The organism is Aquabacterium sp. A3, from assembly GCF_038069945.1.
Lineage (GTDB): Bacteria > Pseudomonadota > Gammaproteobacteria > Burkholderiales > Burkholderiaceae_C > Aquabacterium.
Genome location: NZ_JBBPEV010000001.1, coordinates 1,289,293 through 1,306,807 on the forward strand (window position 1 = coordinate 1,289,293; position 17,515 = coordinate 1,306,807).

Genomic DNA, 17,515 nt, shown 5'->3' on the forward strand with positions numbered 1-17,515 from the left:
GCCCTGCCCTTTCACAGCACGCCGATCAGTTGCACCTCGAAGGTGACGGGCTGACCCGCCAGCGGGTGGTTGAAATCAAACAACGCCCATTCGCCCGCCGGGTCCAGCTCGCGCACCACCCCCGCGAACGAGCCCTGCCCATCCGGGGTGGGGAACTGCACCACATCGCCCACGTTCCAGGTTTCGTCCGGGTCACCCAGCTCGCGCAGCAGCTTGAGGGCCACGCGCTGCAGCATCTCGGGGTTGCGGGGGCCAAAGGCCTCGCCGGCGTCGAGCTGCAAGGTGGTGCGGGTGCCCTCGGGCAGGCCGATCAGGCGGGCCTCGATGGCGGGTGACAACTCACCCGAGCCCAGCGAGAGCGTGGCGGGCTTGTCATCGAAGGTGTTGACCACGTCGCCACCGTCCGGGCCGGCCAGGCGGTAGTGCAGGGTGAGGAACGAGCCAGGGGCGACGGTGGGCACGGGGGAGGTCATGGTGGTGGGCCCACCCTTCGTGAGGATGGGCAGGGAAAAGCAGCGAAGCCACAATTTTAGGTTTACTACACACCCAGGGACGACACACCATGAAAGACCTGCCTGCCGAGATGCGGCCGCGGGAGAAACTGCTGGCCATGGGCCCAGGCGTGCTCAGCGATGCCGAGCTGCTGGCCTTGCTGCTGCGCACGGGCCTCAAGGGCCTGGGGGTGCTGCAGATGGCCGAGGCCGTGCTGCGAGAGCTGGGCGGGTTTCAGGGCCTGCTGCACGCCCCGCCAGAGCGGCTGCGCCGCATCCGCGGACTGGGGCCCGCCAAACGGGCCGAGCTGGTGGCCGTGATGGAGATGGCCCGGCGCGGACTGCAAGGCAGCCTGAGTGCCCAGCCGGTGTTCAGCTCGCCCCAGTTGGTGAAAGATTACCTGTGTCTGCGCCTGGGCGCCCTGCCCCACGAGGTGTTTGCCGTGCTCTTTCTGGACGCCCAACACCGGCAGATCGCCTGCGAAGAGCTCTTCAGGGGCACGCTGACGCAAACCTCGGTTTACCCCCGTGAGGTGGTGAAACGCGCGCTTGAGTTGAACGCCGGCAGCGTGATCCTGGCCCACAACCACCCCTCGGGCGTGCTGGAGCCCTCACGCGCCGACGAGTTGCTGACGCAAACCCTGAAAACCAGCCTGAACCTGGTGGACGTGAAGGTGCTGGACCACGTGGTGGTGGGGCGCACCGGCGCCATCTCGTTTGCCGAGCGCGGACTGCTGTGACGCCGGCCACGCGGCCCGTTCAGCCTGTGACGAAATGTGACCGAACTTCGGTTAGGCTAGGGTCCGTGAGCCGAGATGTCAAACCGCCGCCCAACGTTGCCTTGCGCGACTTTGCCGATCTCAAGCGTGCCTTGAAACAGGCGGCGCGGGAGGCTGCCGCTCGCCTGGAACAAGAGCGCGCGGAGCAGGCTCGCCGTCAGAGCCAGGTGCATGACGCCGCGCTGTTCAGGCAGGCGGTGGGCTCGGTTCATCCGCTGCCCGATGCGGGCCGAAGGGCCCCGGAGCCCGCCCGCAAGGCCCAGCCTGTGCCTGCACACCGCCAAGCCGACGAGCAGGCGGTGCTGCAAGAATCCTTGTCAGACGAATTCGACGTGGAAAGCCTGCTGGAGACCGACGACACCCTGTCGTGGCGCCGGCCCGAGTTGGGCGTGGACGTGGTGCGCAAGCTGCGCAGAGGGGTGTGGGCGCTTCAGGGCGCGCTGGACCTGCACGGGCTGCGCGTGGACGAGGCACGCACCCGCGTGTCGGCCTTCTTGCGCGAAGCCCATGTAAAGGGCTGGCGCTGCGTGCGCATCGTGCACGGCAAGGGGCTGGGCTCACCCGGCAAACAGCCGGTGCTGAAAGACAAGGTGCGCCGGTGGCTGGTGCAAAGCGACCGGGTGCTGGCCTTCGTGCAGGCCCGGGCCGACGAAGGTGGCCACGGCGCGGTCGTGGTCTTGCTCAAGCCCGGGCGGTCGGGACCGCAGGGCGCATCCTGAGCGGCAGGGCTCAGACACCCTTGTTGCGCATCCAGTCGGCCGTTTGAAAGAAGGCCTGGGCCAGACGCGCTTGCAGGTCGGCGTCGATGTCCTGCTCGCGCATGGCCTGGGCCATGCAGGCCAGCCACTCGTCACGCTCGCGGATGCCGATGGCAAAAGGCAGGTGCCGCGCCCTCAGGCGCGGATGCCCAAAGCGCTCGATGTAGTGGTTGGGGCCACCCAGCCAGCCGCACAAGAACCAGAACAGGCGGTCGCGGGCGTCGTCCAGGGTGGTGCCATGCACGCCACGCAAGACCGCGTAGGCGGGCTCCAGGTCCATCAGGTCGTAAAAACGGTCTACCAGGGCACGCACGCCGGGCTCGCCGCCCAGCAGGTCAAACGCAGAAGCTTCGCTCATGCCCTCAGTTTGACACGGCCGCGCGGCTCAACAGCCGCGTGGCCACCTGCACCACCCCTTGGGCCGCCGGGCTGCCCGGGTGCAGTTCCAGCAGCAGCTGGCGCTTTTGCACGGCTTCGCGCACGCTGTTGTCTTGAGGGATGTCGCCCAGAAAATTGAGCTTGGGGGCACCGCCGCTGGGCAGTTGCACGAAGCGCTCAACCACCTGCTGCAGTTGATTGCAGATGCCGCGCCCGTCTCCGGGCCGGCTGACCTGATTGACCACCAGGTTGAGCTGCTCTCGGGCTTGCTGGGCCGCCAGCACCTTGATGGTGGCGTAGGCATCGGTCATGGAGGTGGGCTCTGGCGTGGCCACCACCACCACCTCGTGTGCCATCGACACGGCGTACAGCACCACGTCGGAAATGCCGGCACCGGTGTCGATGATGATGACGTCAAACTTGGGTTTGACCGCCTCGAAAATGGTGTGCAACTGCTCACGCACCTCGGGCGTCAGCCGAGAGTACTCGACCAGGCCCGAGCCGGCCAGCAGCACGGAAAAGCCACCGGGCGCCGCCAGGATGGCTTCCTCCAGTTCGGCCTTGCCCGTGAAGACGTCGTGCAGCGTGATCTTGGGGTACAGATTGAGCACGACATCGAGGTTGGCCAGCCCCAGGTCGGCATCCAGCACCAGCACGCGCATGCCCTGGCGCGTCAGCGCCGCCGCCAGGTTGGCACTGAAAAAGGTCTTGCCCACCCCACCCTTGCCACTGGTGACAGCCACCGTGCGGGCGAGGCGAACAGCCGGGGACGAAGAAACGTCAGGAGTGGACATGGTCACCATCATGGGCTGGTTTTCGGCAGGTCGGCGTCATTTCCTGAGTCCGGACCATCGTCACTGTGTGTGAAGCTGCCAAACAGCAGCCCTTTTTCTTCGGCGCTGACCACCGTCAGGGGCGGCATGTCCAGGCAGGTGCGGTTGCGGCCTTCGGCCTTGGCGCGGTAAAGCTGCTGGTCGGCACGCTCTGACCACAAGGTGGCCAGGGAGCGCACCCACTGCGGCGCAAACGCGCCGCCAATGCTGACGGTGACGCGCAAATGCTGGCCTCCCACGATGGCCACGTCGCGCTGTTCCACCTTTTGCCGGATGCGCTCGGCCACCGTCTGCCCGAAGGCGGGTGGGCAGTTGGGCAAGATGATGGCGAACTCTTCGCCACCCAGGCGGGCCACCAGGTCCATGGGCCGCACGCAGTCCTGCAGGCAGTGCGCCACCGACTGGATGACGACATCACCCGCCGCATGGCCGTAGGTGTCGTTGACCTTCTTGAAGTGGTCGATGTCGGCCACCAGCAGCAAGGCGGGCTCGCCGATGCGGGCCACGCGATCGACCTCGCGGGCGATGGCGGCTTCGAACTGGCGCCGGTTGGCCAGGCCCGTCAGGGCGTCACGGCTGGACAGGTCGCACAGGCCATCCAGGATGGCCTGCAGCCACGGCGCGCTGCCCGCGGCCAAGTCAGCGGGGGCCTGCCAGCCGGCCTGCTGCAGCAGAGACAAGGCCTGTTCAAGTCGAAGCGCCCCGTCTGACAAGCTGAAGGGCATGGGCTCGGACGTGGCAAGCGGGGCAGGCACGACGGTGGTGATGGCGGGCTCCTGAGCATGAACACCAAAGTTCGTTTCAGTCTAGCAGCGCCCAGGGGACTGTTGTCGCCGGAATGGCACGGATTGCCACGTCATCTCCGAGGCTGACGCCCGGCCCGGGTGGGCATGCTCAAGTCTGGTGCGGCCCGTCCGATAACCCAACAGGGTCTCATTGTCCGCGCTCGCATCCTCACCGTTCACCGCCAAGGCACCACTGCCCATGTCCATCGCCAGCCCCGACGCCGTTCTACCGATTGATCGCGAATTTGACTTTCAACCGCGCGATTTTGCCCGGGTGCGTTCGTTGATTTATGCGCGGGCGGGCATCAGCCTGCATGACGGCAAGCAGGCCATGGTGTACAGCCGCCTGTCGCGCCGACTGCGCGAAACCGGGCACCCCTCTTTTGATGCCTATCTGAGGTGGCTGGAGGGCGCCAGCGGCCCGCAAGCCGATCTGGAGTGGCAGGAGTTCGTGAACTGCCTCACGACCAACCTGACCTCGTTCTTCCGCGAAGAGCATCACTTTCACACCCTGGCCGAGTGGCTGAAGGCCCGCGGCAGCCAGCCCACCCGCATTTGGTGCTGTGCGGCGTCCACCGGCGAAGAACCGTATTCACTGGCCATCACCGTGGCCGAAAACATGGGGCTGCACGCGCCGGTCAAGATCCTGTGCAGCGACATCGACACCCAGGTGCTGGCCAAGGCCTCGCGCGGGGTGTACGAGGCCAGCGCGCGCGGCCTGTCGCCCCAACGCCTGCACCGCTTCTTCCTGAAGGGCAAGGGGGCGAACGCCGGCAGCATCCGGGTCAAGCCCGAGCTGGCGCGCCTGGTGGAGTTTCGGCCCTTCAACCTCATGCAGACCAGCTGGCAGCTGGGCGAGGCCTTCGACATCGTGTTCTGCCGCAACGTGATGATCTATTTCGATGCACCCACCCAGCGCAAGGTGCTGGAGCGCATCCACGGCGTGATGAAACCCAAGGGCATGCTGTTCGTGGGGCACTCTGAAAACTTCACCGAATCGCGTGACCTGTTCACGCTGCGCGGCAAGACGGTTTATGACAAGGTCTGAAGACCGACGGCCACCAGGAGACACGATGATCAGCCCCATTTCCACCCCTGCGGCCCGTCCCGCTCCCCCGTCGGCCCTGGCCGGTGGGCTGGGGGCGACGCGCACCGATCGGCTGACCCGGCTCAAGACCCGCGTGGCCAAGCCCGGCGAAGCCTCGTTCTTTTTCTACGACGCGCACTTTCGCAGTGAAGCTGTCAAGGTGTTGCCGGGCGAGTACTTCGTGCTGGACGAAGACATCCTGATCATGACCACGCTGGGCTCGTGCATCGCCGTGTGCTTGTGGGATCGGCAAGCCAAGGTGGGGGGCATGAACCACTTCATGCTGCCAGACAACGGCGGCGGGGCCAGCGATTCGGGACGTTACGGCTCGTACGCCATGGAACTGCTGATCAACGAGATGATGAAGATGGGCGCCGCGCGCATGACCATGGAAGCCAAGGTGTTTGGCGGCGGCGCGGTGATCAGCGGCATGAACACGATCAACGTGGGTGAGCGCAACACCAATTTTGTGATGGACTACCTCAAGACCGAGCGCATTCCGGTGGTGTCCAAGGATGTGCTGGACATCTACCCGCGCAAGGTGTGCTTCCTGCCGCACAGTGGCAAGGCCATGGTCAAGCGCCTGGCCCCCAGCAACCCCGAGGCCATCGTTCAGCAAGATCGCATGGCCGCTCAGAAGGTGGTACCCGCCAGCACCGGCGGTGGCACCGTGGACCTGTTCTGACCCGACGGAGAAATCCCAATGGCCAAGATTCGAGTGGTGGTGGTGGACGACTCCGCCCTGGTGCGAAGCATGTTGACCGAGATCATCAACCGGCAGCCCGACATGCAATGCATCGGCGCGGCCAGCGATCCCTACGTGGCGCGCGAGATGATCCGCAACCTCAACCCCGACGTGATCACGCTGGACGTGGAGATGCCGCGCATGGATGGCATCGACTTCCTGTCCAAGTTGATGCGCCTGCGGCCCATGCCGGTGGTGATGGTGTCGACGCTGACCGAGCGCGGCGCGGAGGTGACCCTGAAGGCGCTGGAGCTGGGGGCCATCGATTTTGTGGCCAAGCCCAAGATTGGCGTGGCCGACGGCCTGCAGCAGTTGGCCAACGAGATCACCGAAAAGGTGCGCATCGCCTCGAAGGCACGCATCAACCGCGCGCCGACGCCATCGGCGCCTGCCCGCAGCACCCCTGTGGGGGCCAGTACCGGGAGCGCTGGGGCCAGTAGCACGGCCACGGGCACGGCCGCGCCTGCACCGGCCAGCCTGGGCCGGCTGTCCACCGAAAAGATCATCTTCATCGGCGCATCGACGGGCGGTACCGAGGCCACCAAGGAGGTGCTGATGACGCTGCCGGCCGACGCGCCTGCGGTGGTCATCACCCAGCACATGCCACCGGGCTTCACCAAGAGCTACGCCACCCGCCTGGACGGGCTGTGCCGCATCCGCGTGAAAGAGGCGACCGATGGCGAGCGGGTGTTGCCCGGCCACGCCTACATCGCACCGGGCGGGCTGCACCTGAGCGTGGAGCGCTCGGGCGCCAACTACATCGCACGGGTGCAGGATGGTGAGCCGGTCAACCGCCACAAACCCAGTGTGGAAGTGCTGTTCAAATCGGCCGCCAGGCTCGTGGGACGCAACGCCATCGGCATCATGCTGACCGGCATGGGCGCCGACGGCGCCAAGGCCATGCGCGAGATGAAGGATGCGGGCGCTTATTGCGTGGCGCAGGACGAGGCCAGCTGCGTGGTGTTCGGCATGCCACGTGAGGCGATTGCGGCCGGGGCCGTGCAAGAAGTGCTGCCGCTCAAGCAGATCGGCCCGCACCTGATGGAGCACCTGCGCAGCACGGTGGGACAGGCGCTGAGCCGGGTCTGAGACCCGTGCTCAAGGCCGGCTCAAGGCCGGCCCACGAACAGCATCAAGGTGCTGCCGCGCGCCGGGCTGTACCCCAGGGCCCCATACACGGGGCCGATCGCCGTGTCGGCACCGATGTACAGGCTGCCGCCCAGCTTCAGGCGGCCCTCGCCCACTTCTTCGCGTTGCTGCCAGGCGTTGCCGGCCTCCAGGCTGGCGCCCAGGTAGGTGCCCCGGGTGAGGCTCATGTCGGTGAGGCGAATGCGGTAACCCAGGCGCGCCAGGGCCACCTGCGGCCCACTGATCTGAAATGGCGCATAACCCGAGATCTGCTGGAAGCCGCCCAGGCCATAGCGGTCGATGGTCGGCTGCGGACCATCGCTGAGCGACACACGCCCGAGCAGGCTCCAGGTGTGTCTGCCCCAGGTGTGAACAGTTTGGCCCTGCAGGCTGATCAAACGCAGCGTGCCTTCATCAATCGGTGCAGAGCCGCGGTCGCTCAGGTGCCCATGAAACCATTGCCCATCCACCCGCCAGCCCTTGAGCGGGAAGAAGGCGTGGTCCAGTTGGTCAAACACGGCGCGCAAACGCCAGCCTTGCTCTTTCCAGCGCTGCACGTCAGGCCCACCCGAGGCACTGGCCTCGGACAGCGCCGATGACACGATGCGTGGGTCGTCGCGCAGGTTCTGGCTGACCCAGCCCAGGCGCCATTCGCCCAGCTCGCGCCAGTTCAGGCCCAGGTCCAGGGCCAGCTCGCTGCGCTGACGGCGCACCGTGGCGGCCAGGTCATCGTCCGGATTGAGGTGGTAGTCCACCGTGTGGCGCTGCGTGGCGGCCGATGCCGACCAGAAGGCGCTGAGGCCGTCTGGCAGCTGGAGCGTCCAGGGGCTCCACCACTCGGTGGACAGCGCTGGTGACGAACCGATGCGGGCAAAGTTGCGCCATTCGCTGCCGCTGCGGTCGGCCCAATGCCGGGTGTGCACCACCTTGACGTCGAAGGTGCTGCGCCCACGGTTGTCGGCGCTGAAATCAAGCCCCATCTGCAGGTAGTTGGGCCCCCAGGGCTTGTCTTGCAGAATGAAGACGAGGCCTTGTCCTCCATCGGGTGCGGGCTCGAGCCGGTAGTCGGTGCGCAGGTAATCGCCCGTGGCCGCCAGGGTGACCAGGTCGCGCTCGGCATCCGCCACGCTGAAAGCATGTCCGGGTTGCGAGCGCAGGATGTCAGAGCGGGCCTGGGGGTGCGTCAGCTCGGAGCCTTCAAAGCGCACAAAACGCAGTTCTTGCGGCGCTGGTGCTCGCAACTGATGGCCTGTACGCCAGGCGGCGTAATCGGCCTCTGACAGGCGCAGGTCCTGAAAGCGCAGCACCATGGCGTCGGCCTGCGTTTCGCCCAGCTCCACGAACTCGACCGCGCGGCTGAAATCGGCCGAGGTCAGCCCTTGCAGTTGCGGTGTGATCAAGACATCCTGCGGCGTCAGCGTGGCCAGGCTGCGCTGGACGTTTTGCTCCGTGAGGATGTTGATCATCTGGGCGGTCACCCCCGTGAGCGTGGACAAGGTATCGCGTGGAGCGAGCGGGGTGCCCACGTTGACCACGATGAGCCGGTCGGCCCCCATGGCCCGGGCCACATCCACCGGGGTGTTGTTGACCAGGCCACCGTCCCCCAGGATGCGCCCTTGAACCTCCACCGGGGCAAAAATGCCGGGCACGGACATGGAGCTGCGCAAGGCGGTGGCCAGGTCGCCCTGCTCGATCACCACCGGCTGGCCGGTTTCCATGTCGGTGGCCACGGCGCGAAACGGGATCGGCAAGCGATCAAAGTGCGAGGTCTGGCTGGCCGGCAAGGTCAGGCGGCGCAGGTGCGACTCCAGCACCCGGCTGGACAGCGAGCCCAGCGGGGCCTTCAGGCCATCGGCCCCCACGCCCACCTCGATCAGGGGCGAGACCTCGAAATCCTGCTCTTTGCGCCGCTGAGACAACTCGGGACGATCCACCCGGCTGGCGAACACATTGCCCCAGTCCAGCCGCTTGACCTCGGCTTCGATCTGCGCGGCGCTCAGGCCGCTGGCATACAGCCCGCCCACGATGGCCCCCATGGAGGTGCCTGCGATGACGTCCACCGGGATGCGCTCGCGCTCAAGCACCTTGAGCACCCCGACGTGGGCCAGGCCACGGGCACCGCCACCAGAGAGCACCAGGCCAATGCGCGGACGCTGTGACGCCCCGTCGCGCGGGGACTCACCCCGAGGCGCCTCGGCGGCCATGGCCGACACCACCGACAACAGGGTGGCCACCAGGATCGAAATGACTAGACGCACGCTCATGCGCCGATTGTCATTCTGAATTGACCTGGGTCATGGCAACCGCCCCGAAAAAGGCGTCTGATGAACATACCCCTTGGGGCACTCAATTCAGACAAGAACGGAGCACATCATGCAAGCCTGGATCGACTTCTTCACCACCGACTACGGTCTGATGAGCCTGGCCGTCATTGCCTTCATGTTCGTGATGCTGGGCTACATCGGCTGGTATGTGGCCCGCCACGTGAAGGCCGATGTGGAAGAACATGACCGGCTGGTGCGCGAGGGTCGCGCCCAGTGAACAAGGCCGCCTCAGGTGTAACGCTTGAGGAAGTCCTGGTAGGCCAGGCCGATGCCTTCTTCCAGCCCGATGCGGGGCGTCCAGCCCAGTGACGTGAGTTGCCCCACGTCCATCAGCTTGCGGGGCGTGCCATCGGGCTTGCTGGTGTCGAAGGTGAGGCGGCCTTCAAAGCCCACCACCTTCACCACCAGCTCGGCCAGTTCGCGGATCGACACGTCGCTGCCACAGCCCACGTTGATCAACGGACCGTCAAAGCCCTTTTCCATCAAGAACACGCAGGCATCGGCCAGGTCGTCGGCGTGCAGGAACTCGCGCAGCGGCGTGCCCGTGCCCCAGACCACCAGCTCGCTGTCGCCCCGCTGCTTGGCCTCGTGCGCCTTGCGGATCAGGGCCGGCAGCACGTGGCTGTTGTTGAGGTCGTAATTGTCGTTGGGGCCGTACAGGTTGGTGGGCATGGCGCTGGTGTACTGGCGCCCGTACTGGTGGTTGTAGGCCTCGGCCAGCTTGATGCCCGCGATCTTGGCGATGGCGTAGGGCTCGTTGGTGGGCTCGAGCGGGCCGGTGAGCAGGTACTCTTCCTTCAGGGGCTGGGGCGCCAGCTTGGGGTAGATGCAGCTGGAGCCCAGAAACATCAGCCGCTGCACGCCCGCCAGGTGGGCACCGTGGATCAAGTTGGCCTCGATCACCAGGTTTTGGTACAGAAAATCGGCCCGGTAGGTGTTGTTGGCCTGGATGCCCCCCACCTTGGCGGCGGCGATGAACAGGTAATCCGGCTTTTCTGACTGCAGAAACTCATGCACGGCCTGCTGGCTGAGCAGATCAAGCTCTTGGCGGCTGCGGGTGATGACGTTGCTGTAGCCGGCAGACTGCAGGCGACGCACGAGGGCGCTGCCCACCATGCCTCGGTGGCCGGCCACAAAAATCTTGGCGTTGGATTGCATGGGAACGAAACTCCTGTTCGGCACAGTATAGACAGCGCAGGCGCGGCCGCTCGTCTCGACAAACCTGCAAGGCCAACGACAGAGGCATCGACGCCTCGCTCAGAGGCGCTGGCTGAGCGGTGCAGCAGATCGCTGCGGCCACACTCGCAGCAGCATCGCGCCCAGCAACAAGACCAAGGGCAAGGCATAGACCGGCGCTGCCCCTACGCGCTTCAGGCATGACAGCACGAACACCGTCCAGATCACATAGGCACAGAGGCGGTGTAGAAGCACCCATCGTGCCCGGCCCATCCACTGCACCGCAGGATCAAACGAGGTCGCTGCCATCAGCACGACCGCCACATAGCCCGCGCCACCGATCCATCGACTGAGCAGCGGCGTCAGGTGTGACCACAGCGCAGGCTCTGCCCAAATCCACAGGCAGAGAATACCCACAGCGTGACAGGCATGCGATGTAGCAAACAACAGCCCTACCTGGCGACGGTGCAACATCAACGCTGCGCTGAGCGTACCTGGCCACCAACGCCAGCATGCCGATGCCACGAAGGCCAGCAGAAACAGCGGCAAAGACAGTCGCGCCGTCACGCGGACAAGCCGCCGCGCCCCGTCCGCGTCCGGTTGACTCAACAACATCAAGGCGCTCAAGACCGCCAGGGCCACTGAGCCCCAGATCCATACGCGCCAGGGCGACGTTGTTCGCAGCGCCAGAGCCGCTGATGAAGTGTTGGAATCCAGCATGGCCGTCTTGGGGAGTGGTGATGGCCGCCATGCTGATGCGACAACGCGATGCGGTGAAGCCAAAATACGCACTGCTTACATTGAAGTGCTTTTTGTACATCACCAATGCCTCAAGCCATGACGCCTGCATCCCCTCCAAACCGCACCCACTACCACCATGGCAACCTGCGCCAGGCCGTGATCGACACGGCCCTGGCGCTGGCCGAAGAAACTGGAGACGAGCAGGTCAGTCTGCGGGAGGTGGCGCGGCGCATCGGTGTCTCTTCGGGCGCACCCTTTCGGCACTTTGCAGACCATGCGTCCTTGATGGCCGCCATCGCGGAAGAGGCCACCGTGCGCCTGCGCTTGATGGTCGAGCGCGATCAGCATCGGTCGCCACCAGCGGCGATCGAGCGCCTGCGCACCATGGGAAACAGCTTCCTGAGTTGGGCGCTGGAACACCCCACCTCATTTCGTCTGGTATCGGCTCGGCGCCTCTACGATTTCAATGCGTCGCCCAGCCTGCACGCTCACTTCAACGAGGTGCGCTCACGAACCGTGTCACTGGTGGAAATGGCGCAGCGCGAGGGCAGCCTTCAGGCGGATGTACCACCTGAGCGCCTCGCGCTGATGTTGCGCAGTGCCGTCTACGGCATGGCGCGCATGCACGTCGACGGCCAACTGGCTCAATGGGGCGTCAAATCTGGTTCGGCAAGGCGTGAGTTGCACGCCGTGTTGAACGCTCTGATTGACGGCTTGAGGGGCTGAGACCTCAAGGGTTGTAGGCCAGGGGGGTCAATGGGTTGCCGGGGGCGATGCTGGAGCAGTTCTGCGGCGCTGCCTTGCCAGCGAAACGCGCATCCACCCAGTCGGTGGCCCAGGGCAGCCACAGGGCCATGGTGGTGAAGTGGCTGGTGCCCCACTCCTTGTGCTGCACGGGCACGCCCTGGGCGCAGTACTGACGAGCCAGGGTGCGCACGTCACCGGCCAGCATCACGCCATCACCCTTGCCCCACAGGGGCGAGGTCTTGGTGAGCTCCCACACGCCGCCGGTGCCTTGCCCGATCTGCAGCGGGATGGCAGGGGTGCCGCCGGTGCCCATGATGACCTTGTTCACCGCTTCCACGTATTCCTTGATCTTGGTGCGGTCCTGGTACTCGGGCTTGACCAGGTCCTTCCAGGTCACGTTGCGGTACATGCCCAGCACGTAGGCGATCGAGGCCTTCTGCATCTTGTCGTAGACCTCCAGGCCGCGCGGAGAGAGGTACTTCTTGATGTCGATCTCGTACGAGCGCGACACGCCGATGATGGCCATGGGCATCACACCGCCCCAGATGGGCGCGCCTTCGACGTAGGTCAGGTTGTGCTCGGGGCTCACCAGGGTGCCGCCAAAGGCTGCGCCGATCAGGTTGGGCGTGAGGTCTGGCGCATAGCTGGGGGCCAGCTCGGCCGCCCATTCGGTGGCGATGGCACCGCCCGAATAGCCCATCATCACCACCTGGGCGTTGCTGCTCAGGCCGACCTGCGGGGCCTTGAGCGCTGCACGGATGGAATCCAGCGTGTTGTAGCCGTACTCGGGCCCTGCGGCAAAGTTGGCTTTCTGGCCTTCGGTGTCAGACACCACCACGGTGTAGCCCTGCTTGACGTACTTGCCAAACAGAATGGTCTCGACAGCAGGCAGCAGGTCGGGCAGGCGCTTGCCCCCCGCATAGGCGCGCGAAGGACCGTCTTCCGGGTTCAACGAGTCGTAGAACGACTGGTACGAAATGACCTTGTTCTTGTTGGTGCAACTGGCCGTGGCGCAGTCGGGTGTGAAGATGGTGGTGACGTTGGCTGCCGGCCGCATCAAGGCATCGGTCGATCGGTAGACGAGTTGCGTCGCCTTGAGCTTGGTCTTGAAGCCGGCCACGTACACAGAGATCGTGCGGCTCTTGAGCACCGTGCCGGGCGCCGCGCTGGCCAGTGCAGCCGTGTCGGTGAACTCGAAGAAGGGATCGGTGGTAGCGCTGGCCGTGCCGGGCAAGGCCAGCGCAGACAAGGCCACGGGCAATGCACAGAGCCACTGTGGGCGAGGGGTCAAACGGAATCGCATCGATATCTCCTGTTCTGGTTGTGCAACTTCACACGAAAGATCCCCAGTATCTGGGCCCACCTGGACAGCAGACTGTCAGCTGTTGGTCATTCCGGCGCCGCGTCACCGACACTCAAGGGTTTGACCGCATAGGGTGCACCCCAGGCCACCCCCAGAGAAACCCCCAACTAGGCGCGCAACAAGGCGGCGCCCTTGATCTGGGCGTACACCGGCAGGCCTTCACGCAGCCCCAGGGTCGATGCTGACCGGGAGGTGATGCGCGCCAGCACGGTGTGGTGTGCGCTCAATGCCAGGCCCAACATGACACTGCCGTCGCCGTGAGGGTGCACAGTGCGAACCACTGCAGGCAGGATGTTGAGCATGCTGCTGTCGGTCGCACGACTCAGCGCCACACTCACATCGCGCGCCAGAATGCGCAAGCGCACCGCCTGCCCCAAGGGCGCCGACACCCGGCCAACCCACAGCCCCTGATCGGGGCCTTCGCCCCAGCCCAACAGGCTCAAGCCATGCGGCTCGTCATGGCGCCTCACGCTCAGGGCGAGCACGGCGCCGGCCTCATCCAAGGCGGCCCACGGCGTGTCGGTGCGAGACATCAGTGACAAGGCGGGCCCTGACATCTGCACGCGGCCTTGCTCCATCAGGACCAGGTGATCGGCCAGCCGGGCCGCCTCGTCCAGCGCGTGGGTCACGTAAACAATGGGCACCCCGTGCACCGCCAAGGCCTCCAGGTAAGGCAGCACCTCGGCCTTGCGTGCCGCGTCGAGCGCCGACAAGGGCTCGTCCATCAACAGCAAGCGTGGGCTGGTCAGCAAGGCGCGGGCGATGGCCACACGCTGACGCTCACCGCCCGACAGGCCCTGTGGATGCCGGGACAGCAGATGGCCGATGCCAAGCAACTCAATGGCGTCGTCCAGCGTGGTGCGATGCAAGCCCGACGGCACGCGACGATGCCCGTACAGCAGGTTGGCGCGCACATCCAGGTGTGGAAACAAGCTGGCTTCCTGAAACACCATGCCCAGCGGTCGCCGATGCACAGGCAGCCAGCGACCCAGGTCGTCGTCTTGCCACACCTCATCGCCCAGACGCACGCTGCCAGACGCGCGGGTCAGACCAGACAACGCCCTGAGGACCGTGGTTTTGCCACAGCCTGAAGGCCCCAGCAGCACGCTGACCCCGCGACCGGGCAAACACAGGCTCACCGACAACTCAAAACCTGGGTGGTGCAACTGCAGTTGTGCCCGGAGGTCGCCCATGCTCATGTGGGCACCCCGGGTGATCCGCCCAAGGCGCTACGACGGGCATTGAGCAGGTACAGCGCCAGCATGACCACAAAGCCAAACAGCACCATGCCCCCCGCGAGCCAGTGGGCGTTGGCCCATTCTTGCGCTTCAACGTGTCCATAGAGGGCCACCGACAGCACGCGCGTGGCGCCAGGAATGTTGCCACCGATCATGAGCACCACCCCGAACTCACCGACCGTGTGCGCAAAACCCAGCACCGCTGCCGTGAGGAAGCCCGGGCGGGCCAGCGGCAGAGCCACGGTGATGAATCGATCCCACGGCGACGCACGCAGGGTGGCGGCCACCTCCAGCGGACGCGCGCCGATGGCCTCGAAGGCCTGTTGCAGCGGCTGAACGACGAACGGCAGGGAGTGCAGGGTGCACGCCACCACCAGCCCGGAGAAGGTGAACGGCAACAGGTCCATGCCCATGGCTTGCATGAACTGACCCACAGGGCCTTGAGGCCCCAACAACACCAACAAGTAAAAGCCGATGACCGTGGGGGGCAACACCAACGGCAGCGCCACCACCGCCGCCACGGGCCCTTTGAGCGCCGAGCGCGTGTGGGCCAGCCACCAGGCGATGGGGGTGCCCACCAACAAGAGCAACACCGTGGTGGTGGCCGCCAGCCGGGCCGTCAACCACAGGGCTTGCCAGTCTTCAGCGTGCAGGGGCAAGGCCGTATCCCCAGGTCTGGATGATCTGGCGTGCTTGAGGCGACCGCATGAACCGCATCAACGCTTCGGCCGCCGGCTGGCCTTCGCCCTTCTTGAGCAACACCGCGTCTTGCCGAATGGGGGTGTACAGGTGTTCGGGCACCACCCATTGCGAACCGCTGACAGCTTGGCCGGGCACGGCCACCTGCGACAGGGCCACAAAACCCAGCTCGGCGTTGCCCGTGGACACGAACTGCAAGGTTTGTGCGATGTTCTCTCCCTGCACGAAACGTGGGGTGAGGCGTTCCAGCTGCCCGAGGGCCTGGAGGGCTTCGGTGGCCGCTGCACCATAGGGTGCCAGCTTGGGATTGGCCACAGCCAAGCGCTGGAATGCGCCGTCGCGCAGCACACGGCCTTCGGCATCGACCACCTCAGGGTGCGCGCTCCACAACACCAGCTTGCCCAGGGCGTAAGTGAAGGCGCTGCCTGATACACCATGCCCTTGCGCGACCAGCTTGCGCGGGGTCTCGTCATCGGCCGACAGCATGACCTCGAATGGCCCGCCGTTGCGGATTTGCAGGTAGAGCTTGCCGGTGGAGGCACCCGACACCCTGACGGCGTGTCCGGTGGCTTGGGTGAAGGCCTGCGCGATGTGCTGAAAGGGTGCGACGAAGTTGGAGGCCACGGCCACCCGAACTTCATCGGCCAAGACCGATGTCGTGCACACGCTCGAGCACATCAAGGCGCTCAGGCCATGAACAAGGCGGCGAAGCCAGCGGACCCTCAAGGCCGCGCCCCCCCGGTCATGCCCTGCACCTGGGCCAACAGCCGGTCGGCAATGTGCCCACACACCAGATCACACAACTGGTAGGTGCGCCCATCGCCGATTTCGTAATAGGCGCTGGTGCCGCGAGAGCGGCGCACCACCAAACCCGCCTTGGCCAGCACCGCCAGGTGCTTGGACACATTGGCCTGACTGCTGCCCACCAGGGCCGTGAGCTCGCTGACGTTCATGGGGCCGTCGCGCAAGCCGTTGAGCAGCTTGAGGCGCAATGGCTCGGCCAGGGCTCGGAAGTAATCGGCCACCTGGTCCAGCGCCTGATCGTCAAGGGCATTCATGTGTGGGGCACCACCTGTGGAACAACTGCGAGCCATTGTACGAATTCTCCAGTTGCGTTAATAACCATATGGTTATACTATGACGTAAAGATGCATAACGCAAGCGCCCCAAGGAGTCCGGTCATGCCCCACGTCACCCGCCTGTTCTTGTCCATGGCCCTGGTCTGGCAGACGCCGATGGTGCTCGTTCACGCGCAAACGCCACCCGCCTCTGCCGCCCCGTCCAGCCTGCAGACCGTGACGGTGGGCGCTCCCCAAGGCGGCCCCCGCTTTCTGACCGACGCCACGGTCGAGGCCGTGCGCGACGCGCGCATCGCCAGCCAGGTGCCGGGGCGCATCGTCGGGCTCGCCGTGCGTGCAGGTGATCGGGTCGAGGCCGGGCAGGTGCTGGCCCGCATCGACCCCTCGGTGATCCAGCAGCAGGTGGCCGGCAGTCAGGCGCAATTGGCCCAGGCGCAAGCCCAGGCCGTGGTGGCGCGCAACGAAGTGCGCCGCGCTCAACAGTTGTTTGCCAAGTCCTACATCAGCCAGGCGGCGCTGGACCAGGCCGAGGCCCAGGCCAAGGCCGCCGATGCACAGGTGCGCGCCATGCAGGCCCAGGTGGCAGCCACCAACGCCCAGGCGGGCCTGCACGTGCTGAAGGCGCCCTTCGCGGGCTGGGTGGCCCAGGTGGCGGTGAGCCTGGGGGATGCCGCGGGCCCCGGCCAGATGCTCATGCAGGTGTACGACCCCAGCGCGCTGCGCATCACGGCGCAGGTGCCGGAATCGCTCGTGCCCCAACTGCAGCGCCAAGGCGCCAGCGCGGACGCTGGCGGCACCGCTCCCATCACCGGCCTGAGCCTGGACGTGCTGCCGGCGGTGGACCCCGCCACCCGCACGGTGACCGTGCGTGCGCCCTTGCCCGCTGGCGTGAGCGGCCTCACCCCGGGCCAATCCATCAAGCTGGTGCTGCCTTTGAATGGCGCGGCCGCGCCGCTCAGCGCCCAACGGCTTGACGTGCCACGCCAAGCCGTGGTCGTGCGCGGTGAGTTGACCGGTGTCTATGTGGTCGGCGCCGACGGCCAGGCACGCCTGAGACAAGTGCGCCTCGGACGCACCGCCGGCGCGACGGTGGAAGTCTTGTCGGGCCTGAACACCGGTGAACGCGTGGCCCTGGACCCCGTGGCCGCCGCTGCCCAACGCTGA

General features: G+C 65.9%; 20 protein-coding genes. 8 read left to right on the forward strand and 12 right to left on the reverse strand.

All coding sequences use genetic code 11. The features are described 5' to 3' along the window. Nucleotides 1-11 precede the first annotated feature (11 nt). A complete protein-coding gene (locus WNB94_RS05680; RefSeq protein WP_341388977.1) occupies nucleotides 12-473 on the reverse strand; it encodes an FKBP-type peptidyl-prolyl cis-trans isomerase in 462 nt (153 codons plus the stop codon). Nucleotides 474-562: 89 nt separating this feature from the next. Between WNB94_RS05680 and radC the strand changes: the two genes are divergently transcribed. Together radC and WNB94_RS05690 are read left to right on the forward strand one after the other, a co-directional pair. Then, nucleotides 563-1,231, forward strand: a complete 669-nt coding sequence (gene radC / locus WNB94_RS05685) for a RadC family protein (RefSeq protein ID WP_341388978.1) — start codon at nucleotides 563-565, stop codon at nucleotides 1,229-1,231. 65 nt (nucleotides 1,232-1,296) lie between these two features. After that, a complete protein-coding gene (locus WNB94_RS05690) occupies nucleotides 1,297-1,989 on the forward strand; it encodes a Smr/MutS family protein (RefSeq protein ID WP_341388979.1) in 693 nt (230 codons plus the stop codon). Nucleotides 1,990-1,999: 10 nt separating this feature from the next. Here the strand turns inward: WNB94_RS05690 and WNB94_RS05695 are convergent, their stop codons facing one another. The 3 genes from WNB94_RS05695 to WNB94_RS05705 are packed head-to-tail and all read right to left on the reverse strand — an operon-like array spanning nucleotide 2,000 to nucleotide 3,964. Next, nucleotides 2,000-2,386: a group II truncated hemoglobin gene (locus tag WNB94_RS05695; protein WP_341388981.1), complete on the reverse strand. Its 387-nt coding sequence runs from the start codon at nucleotides 2,384-2,386 to the stop codon at nucleotides 2,000-2,002. A 4-nt stretch (nucleotides 2,387-2,390) separates the two neighbouring features. Further along, nucleotides 2,391-3,209 (reverse strand): MinD/ParA family protein, encoded by an 819-nt coding sequence (locus WNB94_RS05700; RefSeq protein ID WP_445819042.1) that lies wholly within the window; start codon nucleotides 3,207-3,209, stop codon nucleotides 2,391-2,393. Then, nucleotides 3,209-3,964, reverse strand: a complete 756-nt coding sequence (locus WNB94_RS05705; protein ID WP_341389958.1) for a GGDEF domain-containing protein — start codon at nucleotides 3,962-3,964, stop codon at nucleotides 3,209-3,211. The genes WNB94_RS05700 and WNB94_RS05705 overlap by 1 nt, the downstream gene beginning before the upstream one ends. A gap of 259 nt (nucleotides 3,965-4,223) precedes the next feature. Between WNB94_RS05705 and WNB94_RS05710 the strand changes: the two genes are divergently transcribed. Genes WNB94_RS05710 through WNB94_RS05720 form a run of 3 tightly spaced genes read left to right on the forward strand, consistent with a single transcriptional unit; the run spans nucleotide 4,224 to nucleotide 6,945 of the window. Next, nucleotides 4,224-5,072 carry a CheR family methyltransferase gene (locus tag WNB94_RS05710; RefSeq protein WP_341388985.1) on the forward strand — a complete coding sequence of 283 codons (849 nt, stop codon included), beginning with the start codon at nucleotides 4,224-4,226 and terminating at the stop codon, nucleotides 5,070-5,072. A gap of 25 nt (nucleotides 5,073-5,097) precedes the next feature. Next, nucleotides 5,098-5,796, forward strand: a complete 699-nt coding sequence (gene cheD / locus WNB94_RS05715; protein ID WP_341388987.1) for a chemoreceptor glutamine deamidase CheD — start codon at nucleotides 5,098-5,100, stop codon at nucleotides 5,794-5,796. An 18-nt stretch (nucleotides 5,797-5,814) separates the two neighbouring features. Beyond that, nucleotides 5,815-6,945 (forward strand): protein-glutamate methylesterase/protein-glutamine glutaminase, encoded by a 1,131-nt coding sequence (locus tag WNB94_RS05720; protein ID WP_341388989.1) that lies wholly within the window; start codon nucleotides 5,815-5,817, stop codon nucleotides 6,943-6,945. Nucleotides 6,946-6,965: 20 nt separating this feature from the next. Here WNB94_RS05720 and WNB94_RS05725 read toward each other — a convergent pair whose 3' ends face one another. After that, nucleotides 6,966-9,248 carry a patatin-like phospholipase family protein gene (locus WNB94_RS05725; RefSeq protein WP_341388991.1) on the reverse strand — a complete coding sequence of 761 codons (2,283 nt, stop codon included), beginning with the start codon at nucleotides 9,246-9,248 and terminating at the stop codon, nucleotides 6,966-6,968. A 109-nt stretch (nucleotides 9,249-9,357) separates the two neighbouring features. On the opposite strand from WNB94_RS05725, the gene WNB94_RS05730 reads away from it, so the two are divergent. Continuing rightward, the gene (locus WNB94_RS05730) at nucleotides 9,358-9,525 is read left to right on the forward strand and encodes a DUF3149 domain-containing protein (protein ID WP_341388992.1); all 168 of its coding nucleotides are present in this window, start codon (nucleotides 9,358-9,360) and stop codon (nucleotides 9,523-9,525) included. Nucleotides 9,526-9,536: 11 nt separating this feature from the next. Here WNB94_RS05730 and fcl read toward each other — a convergent pair whose 3' ends face one another. Both fcl and WNB94_RS05740 read right to left on the reverse strand, forming a co-directional pair. After that, nucleotides 9,537-10,466 (reverse strand): GDP-L-fucose synthase, encoded by a 930-nt coding sequence (gene fcl / locus WNB94_RS05735; RefSeq protein ID WP_341388993.1) that lies wholly within the window; start codon nucleotides 10,464-10,466, stop codon nucleotides 9,537-9,539. Between the two features lie 99 nt (nucleotides 10,467-10,565). Beyond that, nucleotides 10,566-11,204: a hypothetical protein gene (locus WNB94_RS05740; RefSeq protein WP_341388995.1), complete on the reverse strand. Its 639-nt coding sequence runs from the start codon at nucleotides 11,202-11,204 to the stop codon at nucleotides 10,566-10,568. Nucleotides 11,205-11,321: 117 nt separating this feature from the next. Between WNB94_RS05740 and WNB94_RS05745 the strand changes: the two genes are divergently transcribed. Beyond that, on the forward strand, nucleotides 11,322-11,951 hold the full coding sequence (locus WNB94_RS05745; RefSeq protein ID WP_341388997.1) for a TetR/AcrR family transcriptional regulator: 630 nt from the start codon (nucleotides 11,322-11,324) through the stop codon (nucleotides 11,949-11,951). A 4-nt stretch (nucleotides 11,952-11,955) separates the two neighbouring features. Here WNB94_RS05745 and WNB94_RS05750 read toward each other — a convergent pair whose 3' ends face one another. The 5 genes from WNB94_RS05750 to WNB94_RS05770 form a co-directional block, all read right to left on the reverse strand. Next, entirely contained in the window at nucleotides 11,956-13,275 is a 1,320-nt protein-coding gene (locus WNB94_RS05750) for a lipase family protein (protein ID WP_341388998.1), read from the reverse strand. A gap of 167 nt (nucleotides 13,276-13,442) precedes the next feature. Next, nucleotides 13,443-14,528, reverse strand: coding sequence for a molybdenum ABC transporter ATP-binding protein (gene modC / locus WNB94_RS05755; RefSeq protein WP_445819043.1), 1,086 nt, complete (start codon nucleotides 14,526-14,528; stop codon nucleotides 13,443-13,445). A 2-nt stretch (nucleotides 14,529-14,530) separates the two neighbouring features. Continuing rightward, entirely contained in the window at nucleotides 14,531-15,232 is a 702-nt protein-coding gene (gene modB, locus WNB94_RS05760) for a molybdate ABC transporter permease subunit (RefSeq protein ID WP_341389000.1), read from the reverse strand. Beyond that, entirely contained in the window at nucleotides 15,216-15,920 is a 705-nt protein-coding gene (gene modA / locus WNB94_RS05765) for a molybdate ABC transporter substrate-binding protein (RefSeq protein ID WP_341389001.1), read from the reverse strand. Before modA ends, modB begins: the two co-directional genes overlap by 17 nt. A gap of 74 nt (nucleotides 15,921-15,994) precedes the next feature. Further along, the gene (locus tag WNB94_RS05770; protein ID WP_341389002.1) at nucleotides 15,995-16,330 is read right to left on the reverse strand and encodes an ArsR/SmtB family transcription factor; all 336 of its coding nucleotides are present in this window, start codon (nucleotides 16,328-16,330) and stop codon (nucleotides 15,995-15,997) included. A 123-nt stretch (nucleotides 16,331-16,453) separates the two neighbouring features. Here WNB94_RS05770 and WNB94_RS05775 point away from each other — a divergent pair, with 123 nt between their 5' ends. After that, the gene (locus tag WNB94_RS05775) at nucleotides 16,454-17,515 is read left to right on the forward strand and encodes an efflux RND transporter periplasmic adaptor subunit (RefSeq protein ID WP_341389003.1); all 1,062 of its coding nucleotides are present in this window, start codon (nucleotides 16,454-16,456) and stop codon (nucleotides 17,513-17,515) included.

Bases quoted from the DNA above. Each gene is read 5' to 3' on its own strand.
- WNB94_RS05725 (WP_341388991.1), bottom strand. From the start codon at position 9,248: ATGAGCGTGCGTCTAGTCATTTCGATCCTGGTGGCCACCCTGTTGTCG.
- radC (WP_341388978.1), top strand. From the start codon at position 563: ATGAAAGACCTGCCTGCCGAGATGCGGCCGCGGGAGAAACTGCTGGCC.
- WNB94_RS05745 (WP_341388997.1), top strand. From the start codon at position 11,322: ATGACGCCTGCATCCCCTCCAAACCGCACCCACTACCACCATGGCAAC.
- WNB94_RS05770 (WP_341389002.1), bottom strand. From the start codon at position 16,330: ATGAATGCCCTTGACGATCAGGCGCTGGACCAGGTGGCCGATTACTTC.
- fcl (WP_341388993.1), bottom strand. From the start codon at position 10,466: ATGCAATCCAACGCCAAGATTTTTGTGGCCGGCCACCGAGGCATGGTG.
- WNB94_RS05700 (WP_445819042.1), bottom strand. From the start codon at position 3,209: ATGGTGACCATGTCCACTCCTGACGTTTCTTCGTCCCCGGCTGTTCGC.
- WNB94_RS05730 (WP_341388992.1), top strand. From the start codon at position 9,358: ATGCAAGCCTGGATCGACTTCTTCACCACCGACTACGGTCTGATGAGC.
- WNB94_RS05680 (WP_341388977.1), bottom strand. From the start codon at position 473: ATGACCTCCCCCGTGCCCACCGTCGCCCCTGGCTCGTTCCTCACCCTG.
- WNB94_RS05775 (WP_341389003.1), top strand. From the start codon at position 16,454: ATGCCCCACGTCACCCGCCTGTTCTTGTCCATGGCCCTGGTCTGGCAG.
- cheD (WP_341388987.1), top strand. From the start codon at position 5,098: ATGATCAGCCCCATTTCCACCCCTGCGGCCCGTCCCGCTCCCCCGTCG.
- WNB94_RS05710 (WP_341388985.1), top strand. From the start codon at position 4,224: ATGTCCATCGCCAGCCCCGACGCCGTTCTACCGATTGATCGCGAATTT.
- WNB94_RS05740 (WP_341388995.1), bottom strand. From the start codon at position 11,204: ATGCTGGATTCCAACACTTCATCAGCGGCTCTGGCGCTGCGAACAACG.
- WNB94_RS05705 (WP_341389958.1), bottom strand. From the start codon at position 3,964: ATGCCCTTCAGCTTGTCAGACGGGGCGCTTCGACTTGAACAGGCCTTG.
- WNB94_RS05720 (WP_341388989.1), top strand. From the start codon at position 5,815: ATGGCCAAGATTCGAGTGGTGGTGGTGGACGACTCCGCCCTGGTGCGA.
- modC (WP_445819043.1), bottom strand. From the start codon at position 14,528: ATGGGCGACCTCCGGGCACAACTGCAGTTGCACCACCCAGGTTTTGAG.
- WNB94_RS05750 (WP_341388998.1), bottom strand. From the start codon at position 13,275: ATGCGATTCCGTTTGACCCCTCGCCCACAGTGGCTCTGTGCATTGCCC.
- WNB94_RS05695 (WP_341388981.1), bottom strand. From the start codon at position 2,386: ATGAGCGAAGCTTCTGCGTTTGACCTGCTGGGCGGCGAGCCCGGCGTG.